This window comes from Pseudochelatococcus contaminans (assembly GCF_014195635.1).
GTDB classification, from domain to species: Bacteria; Pseudomonadota; Alphaproteobacteria; order Rhizobiales; family Beijerinckiaceae; genus Pseudochelatococcus; species Pseudochelatococcus contaminans.
Map to the genome: position 1 here is coordinate 42,402 of NZ_JACICC010000008.1, position 20,490 is coordinate 62,891.

The 20,490-nt window shown below is 56.8% G+C and carries 31 protein-coding genes; 1 reads left to right on the forward strand and 30 read right to left on the reverse strand.

Annotation, left to right across the window (positions count from 1 at the left end):
- The first annotated feature begins 28 nt into the window (after window positions 1-28).
- Window positions 29-1,222, forward strand: coding sequence for a cystathionine beta-lyase (gene metC, locus FHS81_RS14140; protein WP_183754055.1), 1,194 nt, complete (start codon window positions 29-31; stop codon window positions 1,220-1,222).
- 63 nt (window positions 1,223-1,285) lie between these two features.
- On the opposite strand, the gene FHS81_RS14145 is transcribed toward metC, so the two are convergent.
- The 30 genes from FHS81_RS14145 to rplC all read right to left on the reverse strand — a co-directional run bounded on the left by FHS81_RS14145 (window position 1,286) and on the right by rplC (window position 20,481).
- Window positions 1,286-2,497, reverse strand: coding sequence for an RluA family pseudouridine synthase (locus FHS81_RS14145; protein WP_183754057.1), 1,212 nt, complete (start codon window positions 2,495-2,497; stop codon window positions 1,286-1,288).
- A 311-nt stretch (window positions 2,498-2,808) separates the two neighbouring features.
- On the reverse strand, window positions 2,809-3,198 hold the full coding sequence (gene crcB / locus FHS81_RS14150) for a fluoride efflux transporter CrcB (RefSeq protein ID WP_183754059.1): 390 nt from the start codon (window positions 3,196-3,198) through the stop codon (window positions 2,809-2,811).
- Window positions 3,195-4,508, reverse strand: a complete 1,314-nt coding sequence (locus tag FHS81_RS14155; RefSeq protein WP_183754061.1) for a replication-associated recombination protein A — start codon at window positions 4,506-4,508, stop codon at window positions 3,195-3,197. Before FHS81_RS14155 ends, crcB begins: the two co-directional genes overlap by 4 nt.
- A 170-nt stretch (window positions 4,509-4,678) precedes the next feature.
- Window positions 4,679-6,115 (reverse strand): Do family serine endopeptidase, encoded by a 1,437-nt coding sequence (locus FHS81_RS14160; RefSeq protein WP_183754063.1) that lies wholly within the window; start codon window positions 6,113-6,115, stop codon window positions 4,679-4,681.
- Between the two features lie 296 nt (window positions 6,116-6,411).
- Window positions 6,412-6,828, reverse strand: a complete 417-nt coding sequence (gene rplQ / locus FHS81_RS14165; protein ID WP_183754065.1) for a 50S ribosomal protein L17 — start codon at window positions 6,826-6,828, stop codon at window positions 6,412-6,414.
- 149 nt (window positions 6,829-6,977) lie between these two features.
- On the reverse strand, window positions 6,978-8,051 hold the full coding sequence (locus FHS81_RS14170) for a DNA-directed RNA polymerase subunit alpha (protein ID WP_343052498.1): 1,074 nt from the start codon (window positions 8,049-8,051) through the stop codon (window positions 6,978-6,980).
- Window positions 8,052-8,103: 52 nt separating this feature from the next.
- On the reverse strand, window positions 8,104-8,493 hold the full coding sequence (rpsK, locus tag FHS81_RS14175; RefSeq protein ID WP_183754069.1) for a 30S ribosomal protein S11: 390 nt from the start codon (window positions 8,491-8,493) through the stop codon (window positions 8,104-8,106).
- Window positions 8,494-8,613: 120 nt separating this feature from the next.
- The gene (gene rpsM, locus FHS81_RS14180; protein WP_183754268.1) at window positions 8,614-8,982 is read right to left on the reverse strand and encodes a 30S ribosomal protein S13; all 369 of its coding nucleotides are present in this window, start codon (window positions 8,980-8,982) and stop codon (window positions 8,614-8,616) included.
- A gap of 176 nt (window positions 8,983-9,158) precedes the next feature.
- Window positions 9,159-9,755 (reverse strand): adenylate kinase, encoded by a 597-nt coding sequence (locus FHS81_RS14185; protein ID WP_183754071.1) that lies wholly within the window; start codon window positions 9,753-9,755, stop codon window positions 9,159-9,161.
- Window positions 9,752-11,089 carry a preprotein translocase subunit SecY gene (secY, locus tag FHS81_RS14190; protein ID WP_183754073.1) on the reverse strand — a complete coding sequence of 446 codons (1,338 nt, stop codon included), beginning with the start codon at window positions 11,087-11,089 and terminating at the stop codon, window positions 9,752-9,754. The genes FHS81_RS14185 and secY overlap by 4 nt, the downstream gene beginning before the upstream one ends.
- 129 nt (window positions 11,090-11,218) lie before the next feature.
- Window positions 11,219-11,698, reverse strand: a complete 480-nt coding sequence (rplO, locus tag FHS81_RS14195; protein ID WP_183754075.1) for a 50S ribosomal protein L15 — start codon at window positions 11,696-11,698, stop codon at window positions 11,219-11,221.
- Window positions 11,699-11,708: 10 nt separating this feature from the next.
- Window positions 11,709-11,921, reverse strand: coding sequence for a 50S ribosomal protein L30 (gene rpmD / locus FHS81_RS14200; protein WP_183754077.1), 213 nt, complete (start codon window positions 11,919-11,921; stop codon window positions 11,709-11,711).
- Between the two features lie 11 nt (window positions 11,922-11,932).
- Complete coding sequence (gene rpsE, locus FHS81_RS14205) at window positions 11,933-12,502, reverse strand: 30S ribosomal protein S5 (protein WP_183754079.1); 570 nt, start codon at window positions 12,500-12,502, stop codon at window positions 11,933-11,935.
- An 89-nt stretch (window positions 12,503-12,591) separates the two neighbouring features.
- Window positions 12,592-12,954: a 50S ribosomal protein L18 gene (gene rplR, locus FHS81_RS14210; RefSeq protein ID WP_183754081.1), complete on the reverse strand. Its 363-nt coding sequence runs from the start codon at window positions 12,952-12,954 to the stop codon at window positions 12,592-12,594.
- A gap of 12 nt (window positions 12,955-12,966) precedes the next feature.
- A complete protein-coding gene (gene rplF, locus FHS81_RS14215; RefSeq protein WP_183754083.1) occupies window positions 12,967-13,500 on the reverse strand; it encodes a 50S ribosomal protein L6 in 534 nt (177 codons plus the stop codon).
- Window positions 13,501-13,560: 60 nt separating this feature from the next.
- Window positions 13,561-13,959 (reverse strand): 30S ribosomal protein S8, encoded by a 399-nt coding sequence (gene rpsH, locus FHS81_RS14220; protein WP_183754085.1) that lies wholly within the window; start codon window positions 13,957-13,959, stop codon window positions 13,561-13,563.
- A gap of 13 nt (window positions 13,960-13,972) precedes the next feature.
- Window positions 13,973-14,278, reverse strand: coding sequence for a 30S ribosomal protein S14 (gene rpsN, locus FHS81_RS14225; protein WP_183754087.1), 306 nt, complete (start codon window positions 14,276-14,278; stop codon window positions 13,973-13,975).
- A 39-nt stretch (window positions 14,279-14,317) separates the two neighbouring features.
- Window positions 14,318-14,893 (reverse strand): 50S ribosomal protein L5, encoded by a 576-nt coding sequence (gene rplE / locus FHS81_RS14230; RefSeq protein ID WP_183754089.1) that lies wholly within the window; start codon window positions 14,891-14,893, stop codon window positions 14,318-14,320.
- The gene (rplX, locus tag FHS81_RS14235) at window positions 14,886-15,203 is read right to left on the reverse strand and encodes a 50S ribosomal protein L24 (protein ID WP_183754091.1); all 318 of its coding nucleotides are present in this window, start codon (window positions 15,201-15,203) and stop codon (window positions 14,886-14,888) included. The genes rplE and rplX overlap by 8 nt, the downstream gene beginning before the upstream one ends.
- Complete coding sequence (gene rplN / locus FHS81_RS14240; RefSeq protein ID WP_166949854.1) at window positions 15,203-15,571, reverse strand: 50S ribosomal protein L14; 369 nt, start codon at window positions 15,569-15,571, stop codon at window positions 15,203-15,205. Before rplN ends, rplX begins: the two co-directional genes overlap by 1 nt.
- Before the next feature lie 95 nt (window positions 15,572-15,666).
- Window positions 15,667-15,918, reverse strand: a complete 252-nt coding sequence (rpsQ, locus tag FHS81_RS14245; RefSeq protein WP_183754093.1) for a 30S ribosomal protein S17 — start codon at window positions 15,916-15,918, stop codon at window positions 15,667-15,669.
- A 10-nt stretch (window positions 15,919-15,928) separates the two neighbouring features.
- Complete coding sequence (rpmC, locus tag FHS81_RS14250; RefSeq protein WP_183754095.1) at window positions 15,929-16,144, reverse strand: 50S ribosomal protein L29; 216 nt, start codon at window positions 16,142-16,144, stop codon at window positions 15,929-15,931.
- 11 nt (window positions 16,145-16,155) lie between these two features.
- Window positions 16,156-16,569: a 50S ribosomal protein L16 gene (rplP, locus tag FHS81_RS14255; protein ID WP_183754097.1), complete on the reverse strand. Its 414-nt coding sequence runs from the start codon at window positions 16,567-16,569 to the stop codon at window positions 16,156-16,158.
- 18 nt (window positions 16,570-16,587) lie between these two features.
- Entirely contained in the window at window positions 16,588-17,307 is a 720-nt protein-coding gene (rpsC, locus tag FHS81_RS14260) for a 30S ribosomal protein S3 (RefSeq protein ID WP_183754099.1), read from the reverse strand.
- 10 nt (window positions 17,308-17,317) lie between these two features.
- On the reverse strand, window positions 17,318-17,698 hold the full coding sequence (gene rplV, locus FHS81_RS14265) for a 50S ribosomal protein L22 (protein ID WP_183754101.1): 381 nt from the start codon (window positions 17,696-17,698) through the stop codon (window positions 17,318-17,320).
- A 3-nt stretch (window positions 17,699-17,701) separates the two neighbouring features.
- A complete protein-coding gene (gene rpsS / locus FHS81_RS14270) occupies window positions 17,702-17,980 on the reverse strand; it encodes a 30S ribosomal protein S19 (RefSeq protein WP_183754103.1) in 279 nt (92 codons plus the stop codon).
- A gap of 10 nt (window positions 17,981-17,990) precedes the next feature.
- Complete coding sequence (gene rplB / locus FHS81_RS14275; protein ID WP_183754105.1) at window positions 17,991-18,830, reverse strand: 50S ribosomal protein L2; 840 nt, start codon at window positions 18,828-18,830, stop codon at window positions 17,991-17,993.
- Between the two features lie 21 nt (window positions 18,831-18,851).
- Window positions 18,852-19,148 (reverse strand): 50S ribosomal protein L23, encoded by a 297-nt coding sequence (locus FHS81_RS14280; RefSeq protein ID WP_183754107.1) that lies wholly within the window; start codon window positions 19,146-19,148, stop codon window positions 18,852-18,854.
- Entirely contained in the window at window positions 19,145-19,765 is a 621-nt protein-coding gene (rplD, locus tag FHS81_RS14285) for a 50S ribosomal protein L4 (protein ID WP_183754109.1), read from the reverse strand. The genes FHS81_RS14280 and rplD overlap by 4 nt, the downstream gene beginning before the upstream one ends.
- Window positions 19,762-20,481: a 50S ribosomal protein L3 gene (rplC, locus tag FHS81_RS14290; RefSeq protein WP_183754111.1), complete on the reverse strand. Its 720-nt coding sequence runs from the start codon at window positions 20,479-20,481 to the stop codon at window positions 19,762-19,764. The genes rplD and rplC overlap by 4 nt, the downstream gene beginning before the upstream one ends.
- Window positions 20,482-20,490 lie beyond the last annotated feature (9 nt).

Below are 20,490 nucleotides of genomic sequence, written 5' to 3' on the forward strand. Positions count from 1 at the left end.
TTCATCATTGTTGGAACGGTAATGGACCATGCGCAAATTTTCCACTGACGAAATCGCTGATTTCCAGCCCGCAACGCGCCTTTCGGTCGCGGGGAGCCATCCCGAGGAGGCATTCGGCTTCGTCAACCCGCCGGTCTATCATGGCTCCACGGTGCTGTTCCCATCCGTGAAGGACATGGCGGAGCGCACCAATCGCTACGGCTACGGCAGGCGCGGCTCGCCCACCATGAGCGCCTTGCAGGAGGCCATCGGCGCCATTGAGGGTGGTGTGGGCGTGGTGCTGTGTCCCTCCGGCCTGTCGGCGGTGTCGACGGCGCTGCTGGCCGTGCTCAAGGCCGGCGATCATCTGCTCATGACCGATTCGGCCTATGACCCCATCCGGACGTTCTGCGACAATGTGCTGGCGCGCTTCGGCGTCGAGATCACATATTACGATCCCCTGATCGGCGGCGACATCGCCAGCCTGTTCAAACCCAACACGCGCGCGGTGTTCACCGAATCACCCGGCTCGCTCACCTTCGAGGTGCAGGATATTCCGGCCATCGCCGAGGCCGCACATGCGCGGGATATTCTTGTTCTGCTCGACAACACCTGGGCGACGCCGCTTTACTTCCCGGCCCACGCACGCGGCGCGGATATTTCGATATGGTCCGGCACCAAATATCTGTCCGGCCACTCCGATATCCTGTTCGGTACGGTGTCGGCCAACGCGCGGGCTTGGCGTGCGCTGGCCAAAACCCATGGCGACACGGGTATGTGCGTTGGGCCGGACGATGTTTATCTCGCCCTGCGCGGCTTGCGCACTCTCGCCGTGCGGCTTGAGGCCCATCAGAAATCGGCGCTGGAACTGGCGCGCTGGCTCGAAACGCGGCCCGAGGTATCGCGCGTCCTGCATCCCGCGCTGGAAAGCCATCCCGGCCACGCCATCTGGAAGCGCGACTTCCTTGGCTCGACGGGCCTGTTTTCCGTGGTGCTGAAATCCGTTCCGCACAAGGCAGTCGCGGCTTTCCTCGATCATCTGAAGTTTTTCGGGCTGGGTTATTCGTGGGGCGGCTTCGAGAGCCTGGCGATTCCTTTCCGCGCAACGCCCTATCGCACGGCCACGCGCTGGGAGCCGGAAGGCCCGACCATCCGCTTCCAGATTGGCCTTGAAGACGTGCGTGACCTCAAGGCAGATCTGGAAGAAGGATTTGCCCGCCTCAACGCAGCCGCGGCGGAATAGGCAGGCCGGCAGGACACCGAACAGACGCTGCTTGCGCCCAGTCCGGTCAACCGGATTGGGCGCTTATTCTTCCGGCGCGTCGATAATCGGGTCGAAGCGCTCGGCATCGAAGCCCAGCAGGTTCCAGGATTGCTTCATATGCGGCGGCAGCGGCGCGGTGATATCCAGCGGCTTGCCGGTGCGCGGGTGTGCAATCACGATGCGCCGCGCCAGCAGATGCAGCTTCTTCTGGATGCCGCCCGGCAGTTCCCAATTCTCGACATTGAAATATTTCGGATCGCCAACGATGGGGTGACCGATATGCGCCGTATGAGCGCGCAACTGATGCGTGCGGCCGGTCACCGGCTTCAGCGACAGCCACGCAAGCTTCTGCGCCACGTTATCGACAAGCGCGTAATAGGTGACGGCGTGGCTTGCGCCATCATCACCATGTTGCGCCACCGCCATGCGCGCATCGCCATCCTGCTGCTCCTCGCGCGCCAGATAGGTGGAAATGCGCCCCTGTTTGACACGCGGCACACCGGCGACCAGCGCCCAGTAGATCTTGCGCGCCGTGCGCGAGCGGAAGCTTTTTGCCAGCGTCGTGGCGGCAAAACGCGTCTTGGCGATCACGAGGCAACCAGCCGTATCCTTGTCGAGCCTGTGCACAAGGCGCGGCTTTTGCCCGTCAGCATCGCGCATCGCCTCCAGCAACCCGTCAACGTGCCGCGTCGTGCCGGAACCGCCCTGCACGGCAAGCCCCATCGGCTTGTTGAGGACCAGCACATCCTTGTCCTCATAAAGCGTGATCGACTTCAGAAACGCCAGATCGTCGCCGCCGTGCTTGAGACTGCGCGGCGCGGGCGCACGCTCCTCGATCTTGAGCGGCGGCACGCGCACGCTCTGCCCTTCGAGCAGGCGATCATTCGGCTTGACCCGCTTGCCGTCCACACGCAGCTCACCCTTGCGCACGATACGCTGAATGTGGGTAAACGGCAGTTGCGGAAAACGCGCCGTCAGAAAGCGATCAAGACGCATATCCGCTTCGTCGGCTGTCACGGTCAGCGTCTGCACGCCGGTAGCGAGCACGGCGCTCGCCTCCGCTTTTTGTTCGGCGCGGGATGGCTTGGCCACAGGCGCATCAGCGGTTTTTGTCACCGGCCCATCCCGACGCACCGCCGCCGGGGATGCTCCCGGCCGCGTTGGCTTACCGCTGCGAAACTGCCGGGCCGGCTGGGCGCTGCGACCTGCCCCAGACGATCCGCGCACACGTCCGCCGCCGCGAGAAGTGCTCATCCTATACTCCATCCGACGCCTGAACAGCGCGCCTTCACACCGTTCAACATTTCGCCGAAAAAGCGAAAAACGGTCCAACTTTCTGATTTTAAACGAATTCCTGTCGCCCGGATGATTCCATCTGGCAGGAAAACGCACGATTGACAAATCCATACAGCATCGGCGACGGGACGCAACTGCACTCTTGCCGCCGTCTGTATTCAAATCGATCCATCAAATCGAACGCAAGCCGCTGTAAGATATAGCATTCAAAGCGTCTGTTCCGATTCCGTCAGAACATCCCGCGCCCTATTCTGTTCAGCCTTGCCGCCTCAAGAAAAGCTGCGGGCAACAACCAGGCCGATCCATAGTCCCGCGAACGATAAGACAACCGAGCCGAAACAATAGGCCGCCGCGGCCGTGAACGCGCCGCGCTCCCATAGCGCAATCGTTTCCAGCGAGAATGTCGAAAACGTCGTATAGCCTCCCAGCACGCCGGTAAGCATGAACAGACGCGCCGTTTGCCACAGCCCCTCATCGGTGCGCGTCATAAATAGCGCGGCGAGCACCCCCATGACGGCCGATCCGCTGACATTGACGATCAACGTCCCCCATGGGAAGGAGGCTCCCAGCCAGCGCGCCACCAATGCGCCAACCTGCCAGCGCAGAACACCGCCTAGCCCGGCGCCAACGAACACCGCCAACGCCAGCCCCGCGTTCATTGCTCGTCCTGCCGTTCTGCCCGCAGCTTTTGCCACCATGCCAGACGTTTGCCGATTTCCCGCTCGAACCCCCGTTCCACGGGGGCATAGAAACTCTGCCGCCCGATGGCTTCCGGCCAATAATCCTGCCCCGAGAAGGCATCCGGCTGATCGTGGTCATAGGCGTAGCCATCGCCATACCCCTCGGATTTCATGAACTTCGTCGGCGCATTCAGAATGACCTTCGGCGGCATCGCCGATCCACCCTCCTTCGCCACCCTGCGCGCCTGCTTGTAAGCGACATAGGCGGCGTTGGACTTCGGCGCCGTGGCGAGATAAATCACCGCCTGCGCCAGCGCCAGTTCCCCCTCCGGAGAGCCGAGAAAATCATAAGCATCCTTGGCGGCATTCGCGATCACCAAGGCCTGCGGATCGGCCAGCCCGATATCCTCCACCGCCATGCGCACTAGGCGCCGGCCAAGATAAAGCGGGTCTTCACCCGCATCGAGCATACGCGCCAGATAATACAGCGCCGCGTCGGGATCGGAGCCGCGCACGGTTTTGTGCAGCGCCGAAATCAGGTTGTAATGTCCATCCTGCGATTTGTCGTAAATCGGCGCGCGGCGTTGCAACACCTCCTGCAATTGCGCGGCGGAAAACACCTCCCCCTCACCTGCAGCGCGCCACAGCTCCTCGATAAGCGTCAGCGCGGCCCGCCCATCACCATCGGCCATGCGCACTAACGAAAGCCGTGCTTCTTCATCAAGCGGCAGCGGGCGCCCTTCAACCTCCTCAGCGCGTGACAGCAAAGCCTGCAAAGCCGTTTCATCGAGCGCATGGAAAGTCATCACCCGCGCCCGCGACAGCAGCGCCGCATTGAGTGCAAACGACGGATTTTCCGTCGTCGCCCCCACGAGCGTGATCGTGCCATCCTCCATAACCGGCAGGAACGCATCGAGCTGCGCGCGATTGAAACGATGGATCTCATCCACGAACAGAAGCGTGCCCTTGCCCGTCTGCCGGCGCGCGCGCGCCGCCTCGAACGCCTTCTTCAGGTCTGCAACACCGGAGAAAATCGCCGACATCTGCTCAAAGACAAGATCCGTCTCGCCAGCCAGCAGGCGCGCGACAGTCGTCTTGCCCGTGCCGGGAGGCCCCCAGAAAACAAGACTCCCCACAGAGCCCGAGCGCAGCAGCCGCGTCAAAGCCCCATCCGGGCCTGTCAGATGCTCTTGCCCGACAACATCTTCCAACCGCGCCGGGCGCAACCTGTCCGCCAGCGGGCGTGGCACGTCACGATCTAAACCAGCAGCGTCAAAAAGGTTCGGCATGACGACCAGCCATCCTCATGTAGAAACAAACGTCAAACTAGACGCCGCCGATGCGGTTTTCCATCAAATAGCATCATCCAGCCGAACGGGATTTGTCGGAATCCATAACTTTTATTGCGTTCCGCTCCCCGACAAACCGCGCACCCAAGCAGCCAGAAAAACCTGCCGTATTAACCGCCAAACTCCGTCCGCAGCACACGCCCCTGCCGATTAAGCGTGACGCGCCAGAACCGCGGCGCACTCTGCCACGCAGTATCGAAATCGCCCGTGTTCGCGATGTCCCGATCATTAATCGAGAGCAGAATATCGCCCGCCCGAAAACCAAAACGCGCCGATGCGCCGGGGTCGAGAATCACGACACCATTATCCGCATAGGTAATGGCCATTTCCTCCGCAACCGCCGGGGAAAGGTTGACCACCGTCGCCCCGATGAACGGCGAACGCGGCCTTTCCCCAGCCGTCACCGGATCGCGCGCAGGGCGTTCCGGCGCAGCGGCCAGCGGCAGAGTCAGCGTCACCGTATCGCCCCCACGCAGCACAGCGAGCGATATCTCACCGTCGACCGGCCGTGAATAGAAGTGATAACCAAATCCATCCGGATCATCGACAGGTCTCCCGGAAACAGAGGTGATCACGTCACCGGGCACGAGCCCTGCCTTCATCGCAGGGCTGTCATTGACGACCGAGGCCACCAGAGCGCCAAGCGGGCGTGGCAGCCCAAGACCATGCGCAATATCCTGGCTTACAGTCTGCAAGCGCGCGCCGAGCCAAGGCCTGCGAACGACACTACTGCCCCCACGCGCCGACTCCAGCACAAGCCGCGCGACAGACGACGGCACCGCAAAACCAATTCCGTGGTTGCCGCCGGAGCGCGTAAAGATCGCCGTATTGATACCAACAACATCGCCGTTGAGGTCCACCAGCGGACCGCCGGAATTACCGGGATTGATCGCCGCATCCGTCTGGATAAAAGACTGAAAATCGCTGATGCCGGCCTGAGTGCGGGCGAGCGCGGACACAATCCCCTGAGTCACCGTTTGGCCGACACCGAAGGGATTGCCGAGTGCAATCACAAAATCCCCAACCTCAAGCGCTTCGGAGTCACCCAGCCTCGCGGCAGGAAAAGGCCCCTCTCCTTCCAGTTTCAATACCGCAAGATCGGATCGTTCATCGCTGATCACCACCTTGGCCGGGTACTCCCGCCGATCCGCAAGCGACACCTTCACTTCCGTCATGCCGGCAATCACATGGTGATTGGTGATGACCAAACCGGACGGATCGACAACCACGCCAGAGCCAGCCGAACGCTGCACCCGATCACGCGGCACACCGAACCCACGCTCACCGAAAAACTGACCAAAGAAAGGATCATCAAGAAACGGATGCGCCTGCCGCTGCTCGACCCGCGAGCCATAGACGTTGACGATCGATGGCGCAATTTCACGAACCACAGGCGCCAGCGACATCAGCACCTCTTCGCGCGCCCCCGGCACCACCCTCGTCTGGGCCGCTTCCTGATTTGCCCCCTGGGCAGACGCCAACGGTGCCCATACAGAAGCAACCAGCAATGCTGCAGAAACAGTCAGCGCCCTGGACAGAGCGCTCATTCGACTCCGACTCGCAGTCATAGAAAAATCCCGGATATGATCGCCTCTTTCGCGCGACACCGCGCCCATGCCTCGCATGAAAGAAGCTACGCAAATCTATCAGTCAAAACTTATCAAGGGTTGTGACGTAAAGCACGTCCCTACATAGGTGCGGCAGCACGATACAAACAATAGACCGTGGCGAAAATCCGTCATGCAGAGAAAGCGCGCCACGCCAACAAACCCGCCCCGATAAGCAAAACGGGCAGCCAATGGCCGCCCGTCACACGATCACTCAGACACAATCAGCCGGAAGCTCACGCCTCGGTATCGGCCTCAACCTGCACCGGGCCGGAGTCCTGACCGCGTGCATTGACGTCGCGATCTACGAACTCGATAACGCCGATCGGTGCATTATCGCCGTACCGGAAGCCAGCCTTGAGCACGCGCGTATAACCGCCGTTACGATCCTTATAGCGCGGACCGAGAACGTCGAACAGCTTGCGCACGAGAACCGGATCGCGAAGTTGCGCAATCGCCTGACGACGTGCATGCAGATCGCCGCGCTTACCAAGCGTGATCAGCTTCTCGACAATCGGGCGAAGATCCTTGGCCTTCGGCAAGGTCGTAATAATCTGCTCGTGCTTGATCAGCGCGGAAGCAAGATTGACGAACATCGCCTTACGATGAGCGGACGAACGGTTAAAACGGCGATGGGCAAAACCATGACGCATGGCGAACTCCTTGTTCTTGGACGACCGCCGTGCCACGGAACAGCCGCCACTTTGTGTTTTTAATTGCTCGTGGGGTTAAAAATCACGCCGGGCAACGTCGCCCGGCGTAACAGAAAAGCGTCTAGCAACGCTTCAGGCATAGATGCCGATCAATAATGTTCTTCGAATCGCTTGGCCAGCTCTTCGATATTCTCTGGCGGCCAGCCGGTGACTTCCATGCCAAGGTGCAAGCCCATGGATGCAAGCACTTCCTTGATCTCGTTCAGAGACTTACGGCCGAAGTTCGGTGTGCGCAACATCTCTGCCTCGGTCTTCTGAATAAGATCACCGATATAGACGATGTTATCGTTCTTGAGGCAGTTCGCCGAGCGAACCGACAACTCAAGCTCATCGACCTTCTTGAGTAGAGCAGGATTGAAGGGCAGCTGCGGCGTCGTAACGGCAGCCTCTTCGCGGCGCGGCTCCTCGAAGTTGACGAACACAGCCAACTGATCCTGCAGGATACGCGCAGCATAGGCAACGGCATCATCAGGGGCGATGGAGCCATTCGTCTCCACGACCAAGGTCAGCTTGTCATAGTCCAGAATCTGGCCTTCACGCGTATTCTCAACGCGATAAGACACCTTCTTGACCGGACTATAGAGGCTGTCGACGGCAATGTAGCCAATCGGCGCATCTTCAGGACGATTGCGCTCCGAGGGGACATAACCCTTGCCGGTATTGACAGTGAACTCGATGCGAATCTCAGCACCATCGTCCAGCGTCAGCAGCGGCAACTCGGGATTGAGAACCTGGATATCACCCACTGTGGCGATATCACCGGCAGTGACCACTGCAGGTCCCTGTTTGCGCAACGTAAGACGCTTGGGGCCTTCGCCCTGCATCTTGATAGCGATAGCCTTGATGTTCAGGATGATGTCGGTGACATCTTCCCTCACACCAGGAATGGAGGAAAACTCATGCAATACGCCGTCGATATGGACAGCCTGCACGGCAGCGCCCTGAAGCGACGACAACAAGACCCGACGAAGGGCATTGCCGAGTGTCAAACCGAAACCGCGCTCCAGCGGCTCGGCAACGATCGTCGCAATACGACGCGGATCATCGCCGGGCGTCACCCGAAGCTTGCCGGGCTTGATGAGTTCCTGCCAGTTTTTCTGGATCACGACCGCACCTCTCGGAGTGCTCGACCTTGGCGGATTGAGTGAGACAACCGCGCCAATGGACAAAATCGCCGCACGGCATCAAAACCGCGCGGCAGGGATACAAAAAACATCAGACGCGGCGGCGCTTACGCGGGCGGCACCCATTGTGAGGAATAGGAGTGACGTCGCGAATCGAGGTGACGGTGAAACCTGCCGCCTGGAGTGCGCGCAAAGCAGACTCGCGGCCAGAGCCTGGGCCGGTCACTTCAACTTCAACGGTCCGCATGCCGTGGTCCGCAGCCTTACGTGCTGCATCTTCCGCTGCCACCTGCGCAGCATAAGGAGTAGACTTACGCGACCCCTTGAACCCCATTGCACCAGCAGACGACCACGAGATGGTGTTGCCCTGGGCGTCGGTAATTGTCACCATCGTATTGTTGAACGATGCGTTAACGTGCACAACACCCGAGGCGATGTTCTTGCGTTCGCGGCGGCGAATACGGGTTGCTTCTTTTGCCATAGTTTTCCGGATCCTTCAGGCGCGCCCGTCATTCCAGGCGCTCGGGACAGTTGATAGAACGAACGAGACCGCCGCCGTGGAATCAATACGGCGACAGCAAAGCAGGCGAATTGCCCGATCTTACTTCTTCTTGCCGGCGATCGGCTTCGCCTTACCCTTGCGGGTACGGGCATTGGTATGCGTGCGCTGACCGCGAACGGGAAGATTGCGGCGATGACGAAGACCGCGGTAGCAACCAAGATCCATAAGCCGCTTGATATTCATCGACACTTCACGGCGCAGATCACCCTCCACGACATAGTCGCGGTCGATGGTTTCGCGGATCTGCAGAACTTCGGCGTCGGTCAACTCATTCACACGGCGTTCTGCCGGAATATTGACCTTCTCGATGATTTCCTGAGCCTTCTGAGGCCCGATACCGTGAATGTACTGCAGCGCAATCACCACACGCTTGGCAGTCGGAATATTAACACCTGCTATACGAGCCACGCTCAACTCCATATATGCCTGAAAAGGCAACTCGATAATGCCCCGAAATACGGGCGGAACTTCTGATACGCGTCCGGTGGAGTCCGGCCCCTGCGCATCAAAAACCGAATGGCCGCAACCGCTCGATGCCGGTAGCGACCAATCGATGCAAGGGAAGATGATCGCTTATACGAATTTTAATTCTTCGTCAAGCCTGATGACAATGCATTCTCGATTGAATCCGTCACCGCGTCGATCGGCTGCTGGCCATCGACTTCAACGAGGAGCCCCTGCTTCTTATAGTGCGGGGCTACTATTGCAGTATCCCGAACATAAGAAGCAAGTCGAGTCTTGAAGACTTCAGGATCATCATCCTTGCGGACTTCCTCTCCGCGATCCCGAGCTTCTTGGGCACGGTTCACAATGCGGTCTACAAGCTTTTCATGATCAACCTTGAGTTCAAGAGCAAGATCGATTTTCAGGCCCTTTGACTTCAATGCAGCATCAAGCGCCTCTGCTTGTGCGAGGGTCCGTGGGAAACCATCAAGAATGAAGCCACGCTGAGCATCAGACTCTTCAATGCGGTCAACGATAATCCCAACAACAATGTCATCGGAGACAAGGCCTCCGGCTTCCATGACAGCCTTGGCCTTGGCACCGATTGGCGTACCCGCCGCGACCGCAGCACGAAGCATGTCGCCGGTAGACAGCTGAGGAATGCCATATTTCTCAACAAGGCGTTTGGCCTGCGTCCCCTTACCCGCGCCGGGCGGCCCCAGAAATACCAATCTCATCGTCTTTTTGCCCCCTTCAGTCTCGATTTCTTGACCAGCCCTTCATACTGGTGAGCCATCAGATGACCGTGTACCTGCGCGACAGTGTCCATTGTCACGGTGACCACAATCAGCAATGACGTACCACCAAAATAGAACGGCAAAGCCGCGTAGGAAATTAGCACTTCGGGCAACAAACAGATAAATGCGATATAGGCCGCACCCACAGTGGTAATACGGGTGAGAACGTAATCGATATAATCCGCAGTTCTCTCGCCCGGCCGGATACCTGGAATGAAGCCGCCATGCTTCTTGAGATTGTCGGCTGTTTCAGCAGGATTGAACACAATCGCCGTATAGAAGAAGGCAAAGAACACAATCAATGCGACATAAAGCACCATAAACGCAGGCCGCCCATGGGCAAGGTGCGATGCAATGGTCCCAAGAAATCCTGTTTCCCCTCCTGCTTGCTGGAAACTGGCAATCGTTGTCGGCAGAAGCAGCAACGACGAAGCAAAAATTGGAGGAATGACGCCAGCTGTATTCAGTTTGAGCGGCAGAAACGAAGTCTGGCCTTCATAAAGGCGATTGCCAACCTGGCGCTTCGGATAATTGATCAACAACCGGCGTTGAGCGCGCTCCATGTACACAATGAACGCAATCACGAGCACCGACATCAGGATCACACCAAGAATGATACCTGTTGAAAGCGCACCCTGCCGTCCCAACTCCAGCGTTCCACCGATCGCACTTGGAAGTTCGGCAACAATACCCGCAAAGATGATCAGAGAAATACCATTCCCGATACCGCGCGAGGTGATCTGCTCACCAAGCCACATGAGGAACATCGTACCCCCAACAAGCGTAATCACCGTTGAGATACGGAAAAACAGTCCGGGATCAAGGACGATACTGCCCGAGCTCTCAAGCCCGAACGCTATACCCCAGGCTTGGAAAATGGCCAGAACCACAGTCAGGTAGCGGGTGTACTGGTTGATGATTTTGCGTCCAGCTTCCCCTTCTTTCTTCAGTGTTTCAAGCGACGGAACAACACTGGTAAGAAGCTGAATAATAATCGAAGCCGAGATATACGGCATGATATTAAGGGCAAAAATAGCCATGCGGCTGACGGCGCCGCCCGAGAACATATTAAAAAGTCCGAGCACGCCGCCTTGGGTCTGCTGGAAAATGTCCGCAAGCGCCTGGGGATTGATGCCCGGAAGCGGAATGTAAGTGCCAAGACGATAAATGATCAACGCACCGAGCGTAAACCAGATCCGCTTCTTGAGCTCCCCGGCCTTAGAGAAGGCGCTGAAATTGAGGTTAGCCGCAAGCTGTTCCGCTGCCGAAGCCATGAGTATCAGATCCTTATGCGCGCCGCATACCCTGAGTATCAACACTATCAGGGTCATTAACACAACAATGGCGACAGCCAGAGATTTCTCCCCGTGTCGCCACTGCTAACACCTCATATAAAGGCTAAATTACGCTTCCGCTACCTTCGCGTTCAGCACCGTCAACGATCCACCAGCTTTTTCGATTGCATCCGCTGCGGACTTTGATGCGCCAGCTACAGAAAAAGCCAGCTTTGCCGTCAACTCACCGACACCAAGGATACGGACACCATCACGCAACTTCGACAAAATCCCAGCGGCAACAAGTGCTTCGTTGGTGATAGTCTGCGATGCATCTATCCGACCTGCATCAACAGCTTCCTGGATTTTGCCAAGATTGATTTCATTGAAATCTTTGGCAAAGATATTATTGAAGCCACGCTTGGGCAAACGACGATGAATGGGCATCTGACCGCCCTCGAAGCCCTTGATAGCTACACCGGCACGAGACTTCTGTCCCTTGACGCCGCGACCACCCGTCTTACCCTTCCCAGAACCAATGCCGCGACCGACACGGGTACGCGCTTTGACAGCGCCTGGATTATCCGAAAGTTCGTTCAACTTGACCATTGCGCCCTCCTTACTTGCCAGCTTCGGAAGCGTCCGAAACGACGCGTACGAGGTGTTTGACCTTCTCGATCATACCACGAACCGCAGGAGTATCTTCCAGTTCGGAACGGCGACGAATCTTGTTAAGACCGAGACCAATAAGCGTCTGACGCTGATAAGCGGGACGACGAATAGGGCTGCCAGTTTGCTCAACGATCAATGTTTTGTTTGTGGTATTAGCCATGGTCACTCTCCTCACGCATCCGTGCCGAGGCTCTCACCTTCGGCCGCATCACGACGACGCGACTGAAGAGTAGAAACCTTGAGACCACGGCGAGCCGCCACCGAGCGAGGGCTGTCCTCACGCTTCAGGGCATCAAACGTAGCACGCACGAGGTTATACGGATTCGAAGAACCGATAGACTTAGCCACAACATCGGCAACACCCAGGGTTTCGAATACTGCACGCATCGGACCACCAGCAATGATTCCGGTACCGGGAGGAGCTGCCCGCAAAATGACTTTACCTGCACCCCAGCGACCAGCAACGTCGTGGTGAAGTGTGCGGCCTTCCTTCAAAGGAATTCGCACAAGGGCGCGCTTCGCAGCGTCGGTAGCCTTTCGAATAGCTTCCGGAACTTCGCGCGCCTTACCGTGTCCAAACCCGACGCGACCCTTTTGGTCACCAATTACAACAAGAGCAGCAAATCCGAAACGGCGGCCACCCTTGACGACTTTTGCAACACGGTTGATGTGAACGAGCTTGTCCGTAAATTCACTATCACGCTCTTCACGATCACGTTGTTGCTGACGCTCTCTTGCCATATCAATCTCACTAACGCAGGGCGACGGCCCCTGCTCGCATGTTTTAACAAGCCGCCGTCATATTAAAAACAACCGGGCACTAAAAATGGTTAGAAATTCAGACCCGCTTCACGTGCAGCGTCAGCCAAGGCTTTGACGCGGCCGTGATAGATAAATGCACCACGGTCGAAAACCACATCGGTAACGCCTGCAGCAACTGCTCGTTCAGCAATTAGCTTACCAACGACCTTAGCAGCCTCGATATCGGCGCCAGTCTTCAATTGTTCGCGCAAATCTTTTTCAAGAGTGGATGCATGAACAAGGGTGCGCCCCTGTGCATCATCAATGATCTGCGCATAAATCTGCTTTGAAGAACGGTGAACGGAAAGGCGAACCCTGCCATTTGCCGCCGCACGGAGTGCACGGCGAACACGGGCCCGCCGGCGATCCGTGGTACTGATTTTTTCAGCCATCGCTGCGCATCCTTACTTCTTCTTGCCTTCCTTGCGGAAGATAAATTCATCAGCGTATTTAACACCCTTGCCTTTATACGGCTCGGGGCGGCGGTAATCGCGAATCTTGGCGGCAGTTTGACCCACAACCTGAGCGTTAATACCGCTGATAACAATCTCTGTAGGCTTAGGAGTCGCAATCAGAATGCCTGCAGGAATCTCGAAATCGACGTCATGGCTAAAACCAAGCGACAACTTGAGGACCTTACCCTGAACTGCGGCCTTGTAGCCCACACCGTTGATTTCAAGCTTCTTCTCAAATCCCTGAGAGACGCCTTGTATCAAGTTTGACACCTGTGACCTGGACGTACCCCAAAGCGAGCGTGCTTTTTTGGAGTCATCGCGAGGATCAACTTTAATGGCGCCTTCTTTCAATTCAACGCTAACTTCATCAGGAACGACAAAGGACAATTCGCCTTTAGGTCCCTTAACCTTGACAGCCTGTCCGGTAACGGTGGCCGTCACACCTGCCGGAACCGAAACCGGCTTCTTACCAATACGAGACATAATGGCCTCCCGTGCTCTCATTCAAATGCTCTGGATGAACCAGAATTGCCAAAGCAATTCTCAGAACACCTCAAGAAGCACCTCGCCACCTACGTTGACTTCCCTAGCCGTGTGGTCAGCCATGACCCCCTTCGGCGTAGAAAGAATGACGACACCAAGACCATCAGCAACACGCGGAAGCTTATCGACGGAGGCGTAGACACGACGTCCCGGCTTTGAAACGCGCTGGATGGAGCGGATAACCGGCTCACCATCGAAGTATTTGAGCTCCACCTCGAACTCGGTACGGCCATTGCCATATTCCGTCGTGGTATAGCCGCGAATGTAACCTTCTTCCTTGAGCACCTCAAGCACACGTGCACGAAGCTTGGAACCGGGTGTTGTCAACTTGCCGCGACGACGAAGCTGAGCGTTGCGAATGCGCGTAAGCAGATCGCCAAGCGGATCATTGATCGCCATATTTCTGATCTCCTTACCAGCTGGACTTCACGAGGCCAGGGATCTGTCCCTGTGAACCCAATTCGCGCAATGCAATACGAGAAAGCCGCAGCTTGCGGTAGTAAGCGCGCGGACGACCTGTGACTTCACAGCGATTGCGAACGCGCGTCGGGTTAGCATTCCGCGGGAGTTCAGCAAGTTTGAGGCGAGCCTCAAAACGCTCTTCGATCGGCAATTCTTCGTTATTCGCAATTGCAAGCAGCGCTTCGCGCTTAGCCGCATAGCGCTTTACCAGCGCGATGCGACGCTTGTTCTTCTCTATAGAACTTTTCTTAGCCATGTGTCTTATCTCCGGTGTCCGCGTATGAGAGATGAACTCTCACTGCCGGAACGGGAAGTTAAAGTGCTTCAGCAATGCACGGGCTTCATCATCCGTTTTCGCAGAAGTCACAACAATGATATCCATACCCCAAGGCTGCTCAACCTTGTCATAATCAATCTCAGGGAACACAAGGTGTTCCTTAAGACCAAGCGCAAAGTTACCGCGACCATCGAATGACTTCGCATTAAGTCCGCGGAAATCGCGTACGCGCGGAAGAGCGATGGTTACAAGGCGGTCAAGAAACTCATACATGCGGGTCTTGCGAAGCGTTACCTTCGCGCCGATCGGCATGTTCTCGCGCAACTTGAACGTCGCTATAGCTTTACGCGCACGCGTAATGACCGGCTTTTGTCCAGCAATTAGAGCAAGATCTGCCGCAGCAACAGATGCTTTCTTGGAGTCGTTGACCGACTCACCGGCACCGATGTTCAGGACGACCTTCTCGATAGCAGGAACCTGGAGAGGATTCTTGTATCCAAACTCCTCGATCAATTTTGGACGCACGACTTCATCGTAATGCGTGCGCAGGCGCGGAACGTAGTTAGCGCCCAGATCTGTGGTTGCATCAGACATCGATCACATCTCCCGAACGCTTCGCAAAGCGAACCTTGCGTCCGTCTTCCAAAATCTTGAATCCAACACGCGTCGGCTTACCGTCTTTCGGGTCGACAAGCGCGAGGTTGGAGAGGTGCAAAGGCGCCTCTTTGGAGATGATCCCACCTTCGCTGGACGCCGACTGACGAGTATGCCGCTTGACGATGTTAACGCCACGCACCACAGCCCGCTGCTCGGCAGGAATAACGCTAACAACTTCGCCCGACTGCCCTTTGTCACGGCCAGCAAGCACGACGACCTTGTCGCCTTTCTTGATCTTCGCGGCCATTACAACACCTCGGGAGCAAGCGAAATAATTTTCATGTGATTTTTAGCGCGCAGTTCACGTGGAACCGGGCCAAAGATACGCGTACCAACAGGCTCCTTCTGATTATTAATCAGAACGGCTGCGTTATTATCAAAGCGGATGACAGACCCATCAGCACGGCGAATATCCTTCGCTGTGCGGACAACAACAGCCTTCATCACGTCGCCCTTCTTCACGCGACCGCGTGGAATGGCTTCCTTAACGGAGACGACAATAATATCGCCGACGCCTGCGTACTTGCGCTTCGCGCCACCAAGCACCTTGATGCACATGACACGACGAGCGCCGGAATTATCGGCAACGTCGAGGTTAGTTTGCATCTGGATCATGGCACAGATCCTTTCTCTGTCTCAGACGGTTTCCGTTCATTCGGACTACGCCTGACGGGGATCTTCTGGTCCCCTGGCCTATATCGATTTAAAACTTACGCTTCCGAGTTACCCTGCTCATTTTGCAGAACAACCCATGACTTCAAACGCGACAATGGACGCGTCTCTTCAATCCAAACCGTATCGCCAACCTTGAACTGATTAGCCTCATCATGAGCATGAAAGTTCTTGGTACGGCGAACGGTCTTTTTCAGCAGCGGATGGGTAAAACGACGCTCGACCTTGACTACGACGGTCTTGTCCTGCTTGTCGCTAACAACCACGCCCTGCAGTGTACGTTTCGGCATTATCGACTCCTCAGGCCTTACCCGCGCTGGCGAGCTTCGCCTGCTGGAACGTCTTAACCCGCGCAATATCGCGGCGAACTTCCTTGACACGACCTGTGTTTTCAAGCTGGCCGGTTGCCCGCTGAAAACGCAGATTGAACTGCTCCTTTTTGAGCTTAAGAAGCTCATCCTGAAGCTGGTCTGCCGACAATACCTTGAGGTCGGAGAGCCTCTGCTTTGATGTCATATCGCCCTCCTTTACTCGGCGATTCGTTGAACAAAACGCGTCTTGATCGGCAGTTTTGCAGCACCAAGGCGAAGCGCTTCACGCGCGATCTCCTCGTTAACACCTGCAAGCTCGAACAACACACGGCCAGGCTTAACACGAGCCGCCCAATAATCAGGCGACCCCTTACCTTTACCCATGCGCACTTCCGCCGGCTTATCCGATACCGGAAGATCCGGGAAAATACGAATCCACACACGCCCTTGACGCTTCATTTGACGCGTAATGGCACGACGTGCTGCTTCGATCTGACGTGCCGTAACCCGTTCGGGTTCAAGCGCCTTCAGGCCAAACTCACCAAAGTTCAAATCGGTCCCACCCTTGGCCTCGCCATGAATGCGACCTTTGAACTGCTTACGAAACTTCGTCCTCTTGGGCTGAAGCATTTATCCTACTCCCGCTCCTTAAGCCGCAGAATCACGCCGGCCATGACCATGGGAGCGCTGACCGCTGCTGCCCTCGTCTGCCAGTCTCTTATCCTGAGCCAACGGATCGTGCTCCAGGATCTCGCCCTTGAAGATCCAGACCTTGATTCCACACGTACCGTATGTCGTGAAGGCAGTTGCTGTACCATAATCAATATCAGCACGCAAGGTGTGAAGAGGCACACGACCTTCACGATACCACTCGATACGAGCGATTTCGGCTCCGCCCAGTCGGCCCGAACAGTTGATACGAATACCTTCGGCACCCAGGCGAATAGCCGACTGAACGGCACGCTTCATTGCGCGACGAAATGCCACACGACGCTCAAGCTGCTGTGCGATCGAGTCGGCAACCAACGTAGCATCGGTTTCAGGCTTACGCACTTCGACGATGTTGATGCTGACTTCGGCTTTCGTCAGCTTCGACACAATCTGGCGCAGCTTTTCGATGTCCGCGCCTTTCTTACCGATGACAACACCCGGACGAGCCGAGTAAATCGTCACGCGTGCCTTGCGGTGCGGGCGTTCGATAACAATGCGTGATACCGCGGCCTGCTTGAGCTGCTTGAGGAGTGCCTTGCGGATGGCAAAATCCTCATGCAGCAGCTTGCCGTATTCGGCCTTCGCCGCGAACCAGCGAGAATCCCACGTCCGGTTGATACCGAGACGCAGGCCGATCGGATTGACCTTCTGACCCATCGTCTCCTCCTCAAGCCTCAGATGCCGCTTCGCGCACCACAATGGTCAAGTGCGAAAACGGTTTTTCGATGCGTGCACCACGACCGCGGGCGCGTGCGTGGAAACGCTTCATTACAAGCCCTTTGCCGACGAAAGCTTCCGCAACCACGAGATCATCGATATCGAGTTCATGGTTGTTTTCGGCATTGGCAATAGCGCTTTCCAGCGCCTTGCGAACGTCAATCGCAATACGCTTGCGGCTGAACTGAAGATCGGCCAAGGCACGATCAACTTTCTTGCCACGAATGAGCTGCGCAACAAGGTTCAACTTCTGGGGGGAAACACGCAGATTGCGTGCTACAGCCCTGGCTTCGTTGTCCTTCAGCGCGCGGGGAGCAGATGCCTTACCCATGGCTTATCTCCTCTTCGCTTTTTTATCAGCTGCGTGTCCATGGAAGGTACGCGTCGGCGAAAATTCGCCAAACTTGTGACCGACCATTTCCTCGGTGACAGCAACCGGAATGTGCTTCTGACCGTTGTAGACGCCAAACGTCAACCCAATGAAGTGAGGCAGGATCGTAGAGCGGCGGCTCCAGATCTTGATCACTTCGGAACGGCCAGACGCGCGTGCGGTCTCGGCCTTCTTGAGGACATAGCCGTCAACAAACGGACCTTTCCATGTAGAACGTGCCATTGCGCGCCCCTTACCTCTTCTTCTTCGCGTGGCGGCTGGACACGATAAAAGCGTCCGTCCGTTTGTTGGAACGGGTCTTCTTGCCCTTGGTCGGCTTACCCCATGGCGTCACGGGATGACGACCACCGGACGTACGACCTTCACCACCACCGTGAGGATGGTCGATCGGGTTCATGGTCACGCCACGGTTATGCGGACGACGGCCTAGCCAACGCGAACGACCGGCTTTGCCTTTGTTTGTGTTCATATGGTCCGGGTTGGACACAGCACCCACTGTGGCAAAGCACTGACCATGAACGAGACGCTGCTCACCTGAGTTGAGACGCAGGATCACATATCCCTGATCACGGCCAACGATCTGCGCATACGCACCTGCTGAACGTGCAATGGCGCCGCCCTTGCCGATCTTCAGTTCGATGTTGTGCACAATCGTACCGACAGGAATGCTCGCCAGCGGTAATGCATTACCCGGCTTGATATCAGCCTGCTCACCCGAGGTTACCGAATCACCGGCGCTAAGACGCTGCGGCGCGAGGATGTAGGATTTTCCTCCATCCGGAAATGCCAGCAGAGCAATGAACGCGCTGCGATTCGGATCGTATTCAATGCGCTCGACCGTTGCGATCTCTCCAATCCGCTCGCGGCGCTTGAAGTCGACAATACGATACGAACGCTTGTGGCCGCCGCCGCGGAAACGAACGGTAATACGTCCGTTATTATTGCGGCCGCCCTTACGGGTCAGTCCTTCGGTCAGCGCCTTTTCCGGCGCCCCCCGATGCAACCCCGTCCGGTCGACGATCACCAGCTGACGCTGGCTCGGCGTAACCGGTTTGAAGTGCTTCAAAGCCATCGGTTTACTCCTTCACCAGCTTCACAAGCCTGTCGTCACATCAATGCTATGACCTTCGGCGAGGGTCACAACTGCTTTCTTGACGTCTGACCGCTGACCTAAAAGACCACGGAAGCGCTTTGTCTTGCCTTTGGTCAGGAGCGTATTAACGCTCACGACCTTAACATCGAAAAGCTTTTCAACCGCTGTTTTGATCTGCGGCTTGGTCGCCGTACGGGCGACCTTGAAAATGACCTTGTTCTGCTCCGAAAGGTTTGTAGCCTTTTCGGTAATAACAGGGCCGACGATCACGTCATAATGGCGCGGATCCTGACTCATTTGAAGCGCGCCTCCAACGCGTCCACGGCGGCCTTTGTCAGAACAAGAGTGTCCCGCCGCAGGATGTCATAGACATTGATACCCTGCACCGGCAGGACATCGAGATTCGGAATGTTACGGGCTGCGAGACCGAAATTAACGTCGATCTCATTACCACCAATAAAGAGCGCGTTAGAAAGCCCCAGCTTACCAAGCTGCTCACGCAACAGTTTAGTCTTCGGCTCCGCTGTGCGGACCTCGTCGATGACAATCAATGTCTGCGCGCGAGCTTTCGCGGACAGTGCATGCTTGAGAGCAAGCTGTCTGACCTTCTTCGGCAAATCGTGCGCATGATTGCGCGCTACCGGACCAAAAGCCTTGCCACCACCACGAAACTGCGGTGCGCGCGCCGAACCATGACGTGCTCCGCCCGTACCTTTTTGGCGGTAGAGCTTTTTACCTGTCCGGTTGATCTCCGACCGACCGAGCGACTGGTGTGTACCAGCCTGGCGCTTGGCAAGCTGCCAACGCACATAGCGCTGAATCAGATCAAGGCGAGGCTCAAGACCAAAGATCGCATCGTCGAGCTCGATCGCGCCGGCAGTCCCGCCGTCGAGTGTTGTAATATCGAGCTTCATTCTGCGCTCTCCTGAACTTCAGCCACAGCAGCCTGTGCACCGCGTTCACGGAAGCTGCCTGGAACAGGCGCTTCTTTCGGAAGCGAACGCTTCACCGAATCGCGCACTGTGATCCAGCCCCCGGCAACGCCCGGCACTGCACCCTCGACAAGAATAAGCCCACGCTCCAAATCGGTCTGCACAACACGCAGATTTTGTGTCGTGACGCGTTCTACACCGAGATGACCAGGCATCTTCTTGTTCTTGAACGTCTTTCCGGGGTCTTGCCGACCGCCGGTCGAACCGATCGAACGGTGCGACACCGAAACACCATGGCTGGCCCGCAGACCGCCAAAGTTCCAGCGCTTCATACCACCGGCAAAGCCCTTACCCGTGCTGATGCCTGTCACATCGACAAACTGTCCAGGCACGAAGTGATCGACAGTGATTTCTGCGCCTACCGGAATTTCCTGACCGGGATCGACACGAAACTCTGCGAGCTTCTGCTTCGGCTCGACCTGCGCAGTCGCGTAATGACCACGTTCGGCTTTCGAGACGTTCTTAACCTTGGCTACGCCAACACCGACCTGCAGTGCCGTATAGCCATTCTTTTCGACGGTCCGATGCGCAACAACCTGACAGTTGTCAACTTTGAGAACCGTTACCGGGATATGCTCCCCCGTATCTGTAAAGACACGAGTCATCCCGACTTTTTTTGCGATGACGCCGGAGCGCATGAGCATATC

Bases quoted from the DNA above. Each gene is read 5' to 3' on its own strand.
- rpsE (WP_183754079.1), bottom strand. From the start codon at position 12,502: ATGGCAAGAGAGCGTCAGCAACAACGTGATCGTGAAGAGCGTGATAGT.
- rplN (WP_166949854.1), bottom strand. From the start codon at position 15,571: ATGATCCAGATGCAAACTAACCTCGACGTTGCCGATAATTCCGGCGCT.
- crcB (WP_183754059.1), bottom strand. From the start codon at position 3,198: ATGAACGCGGGGCTGGCGTTGGCGGTGTTCGTTGGCGCCGGGCTAGGC.
- rplO (WP_183754075.1), bottom strand. From the start codon at position 11,698: ATGGTCAAGTTGAACGAACTTTCGGATAATCCAGGCGCTGTCAAAGCG.
- rplE (WP_183754089.1), bottom strand. From the start codon at position 14,893: ATGTCTGATGCAACCACAGATCTGGGCGCTAACTACGTTCCGCGCCTG.
- rplX (WP_183754091.1), bottom strand. From the start codon at position 15,203: ATGGCCGCGAAGATCAAGAAAGGCGACAAGGTCGTCGTGCTTGCTGGC.
- FHS81_RS14280 (WP_183754107.1), bottom strand. From the start codon at position 19,148: ATGAGTCAGGATCCGCGCCATTATGACGTGATCGTCGGCCCTGTTATT.
- rpmC (WP_183754095.1), bottom strand. From the start codon at position 16,144: ATGACATCAAAGCAGAGGCTCTCCGACCTCAAGGTATTGTCGGCAGAC.
- rplP (WP_183754097.1), bottom strand. From the start codon at position 16,569: ATGCTTCAGCCCAAGAGGACGAAGTTTCGTAAGCAGTTCAAAGGTCGC.
- FHS81_RS14145 (WP_183754057.1), bottom strand. From the start codon at position 2,497: ATGAGCACTTCTCGCGGCGGCGGACGTGTGCGCGGATCGTCTGGGGCA.
- FHS81_RS14160 (WP_183754063.1), bottom strand. From the start codon at position 6,115: ATGAGCGCTCTGTCCAGGGCGCTGACTGTTTCTGCAGCATTGCTGGTT.
- rpsC (WP_183754099.1), bottom strand. From the start codon at position 17,307: ATGGGTCAGAAGGTCAATCCGATCGGCCTGCGTCTCGGTATCAACCGG.
- rplQ (WP_183754065.1), bottom strand. From the start codon at position 6,828: ATGCGTCATGGTTTTGCCCATCGCCGTTTTAACCGTTCGTCCGCTCAT.
- rplB (WP_183754105.1), bottom strand. From the start codon at position 18,830: ATGGCTTTGAAGCACTTCAAACCGGTTACGCCGAGCCAGCGTCAGCTG.
- rpmD (WP_183754077.1), bottom strand. From the start codon at position 11,921: ATGGCTAATACCACAAACAAAACATTGATCGTTGAGCAAACTGGCAGC.
- rplR (WP_183754081.1), bottom strand. From the start codon at position 12,954: ATGGCTGAAAAAATCAGTACCACGGATCGCCGGCGGGCCCGTGTTCGC.
- rplV (WP_183754101.1), bottom strand. From the start codon at position 17,698: ATGGGTAAGGCATCTGCTCCCCGCGCGCTGAAGGACAACGAAGCCAGG.
- FHS81_RS14155 (WP_183754061.1), bottom strand. From the start codon at position 4,508: ATGCCGAACCTTTTTGACGCTGCTGGTTTAGATCGTGACGTGCCACGC.
- FHS81_RS14185 (WP_183754071.1), bottom strand. From the start codon at position 9,755: ATGAGATTGGTATTTCTGGGGCCGCCCGGCGCGGGTAAGGGGACGCAG.
- metC (WP_183754055.1), top strand. From the start codon at position 29: ATGCGCAAATTTTCCACTGACGAAATCGCTGATTTCCAGCCCGCAACG.
- rpsN (WP_183754087.1), bottom strand. From the start codon at position 14,278: ATGGCTAAGAAAAGTTCTATAGAGAAGAACAAGCGTCGCATCGCGCTG.
- rpsK (WP_183754069.1), bottom strand. From the start codon at position 8,493: ATGGCAAAAGAAGCAACCCGTATTCGCCGCCGCGAACGCAAGAACATC.
- rpsQ (WP_183754093.1), bottom strand. From the start codon at position 15,918: ATGCCGAAACGTACACTGCAGGGCGTGGTTGTTAGCGACAAGCAGGAC.
- rplF (WP_183754083.1), bottom strand. From the start codon at position 13,500: ATGTCTCGTATTGGTAAGAAGCCGGTTTCGGTTCCGGCAGGTGTGACG.
- rpsH (WP_183754085.1), bottom strand. From the start codon at position 13,959: ATGGCGATCAATGATCCGCTTGGCGATCTGCTTACGCGCATTCGCAAC.
- rplC (WP_183754111.1), bottom strand. From the start codon at position 20,481: ATGCGCTCCGGCGTCATCGCAAAAAAAGTCGGGATGACTCGTGTCTTT.
- rpsS (WP_183754103.1), bottom strand. From the start codon at position 17,980: ATGGCACGTTCTACATGGAAAGGTCCGTTTGTTGACGGCTATGTCCTC.
- secY (WP_183754073.1), bottom strand. From the start codon at position 11,089: ATGGCTTCGGCAGCGGAACAGCTTGCGGCTAACCTCAATTTCAGCGCC.
- rplD (WP_183754109.1), bottom strand. From the start codon at position 19,765: ATGAAGCTCGATATTACAACACTCGACGGCGGGACTGCCGGCGCGATC.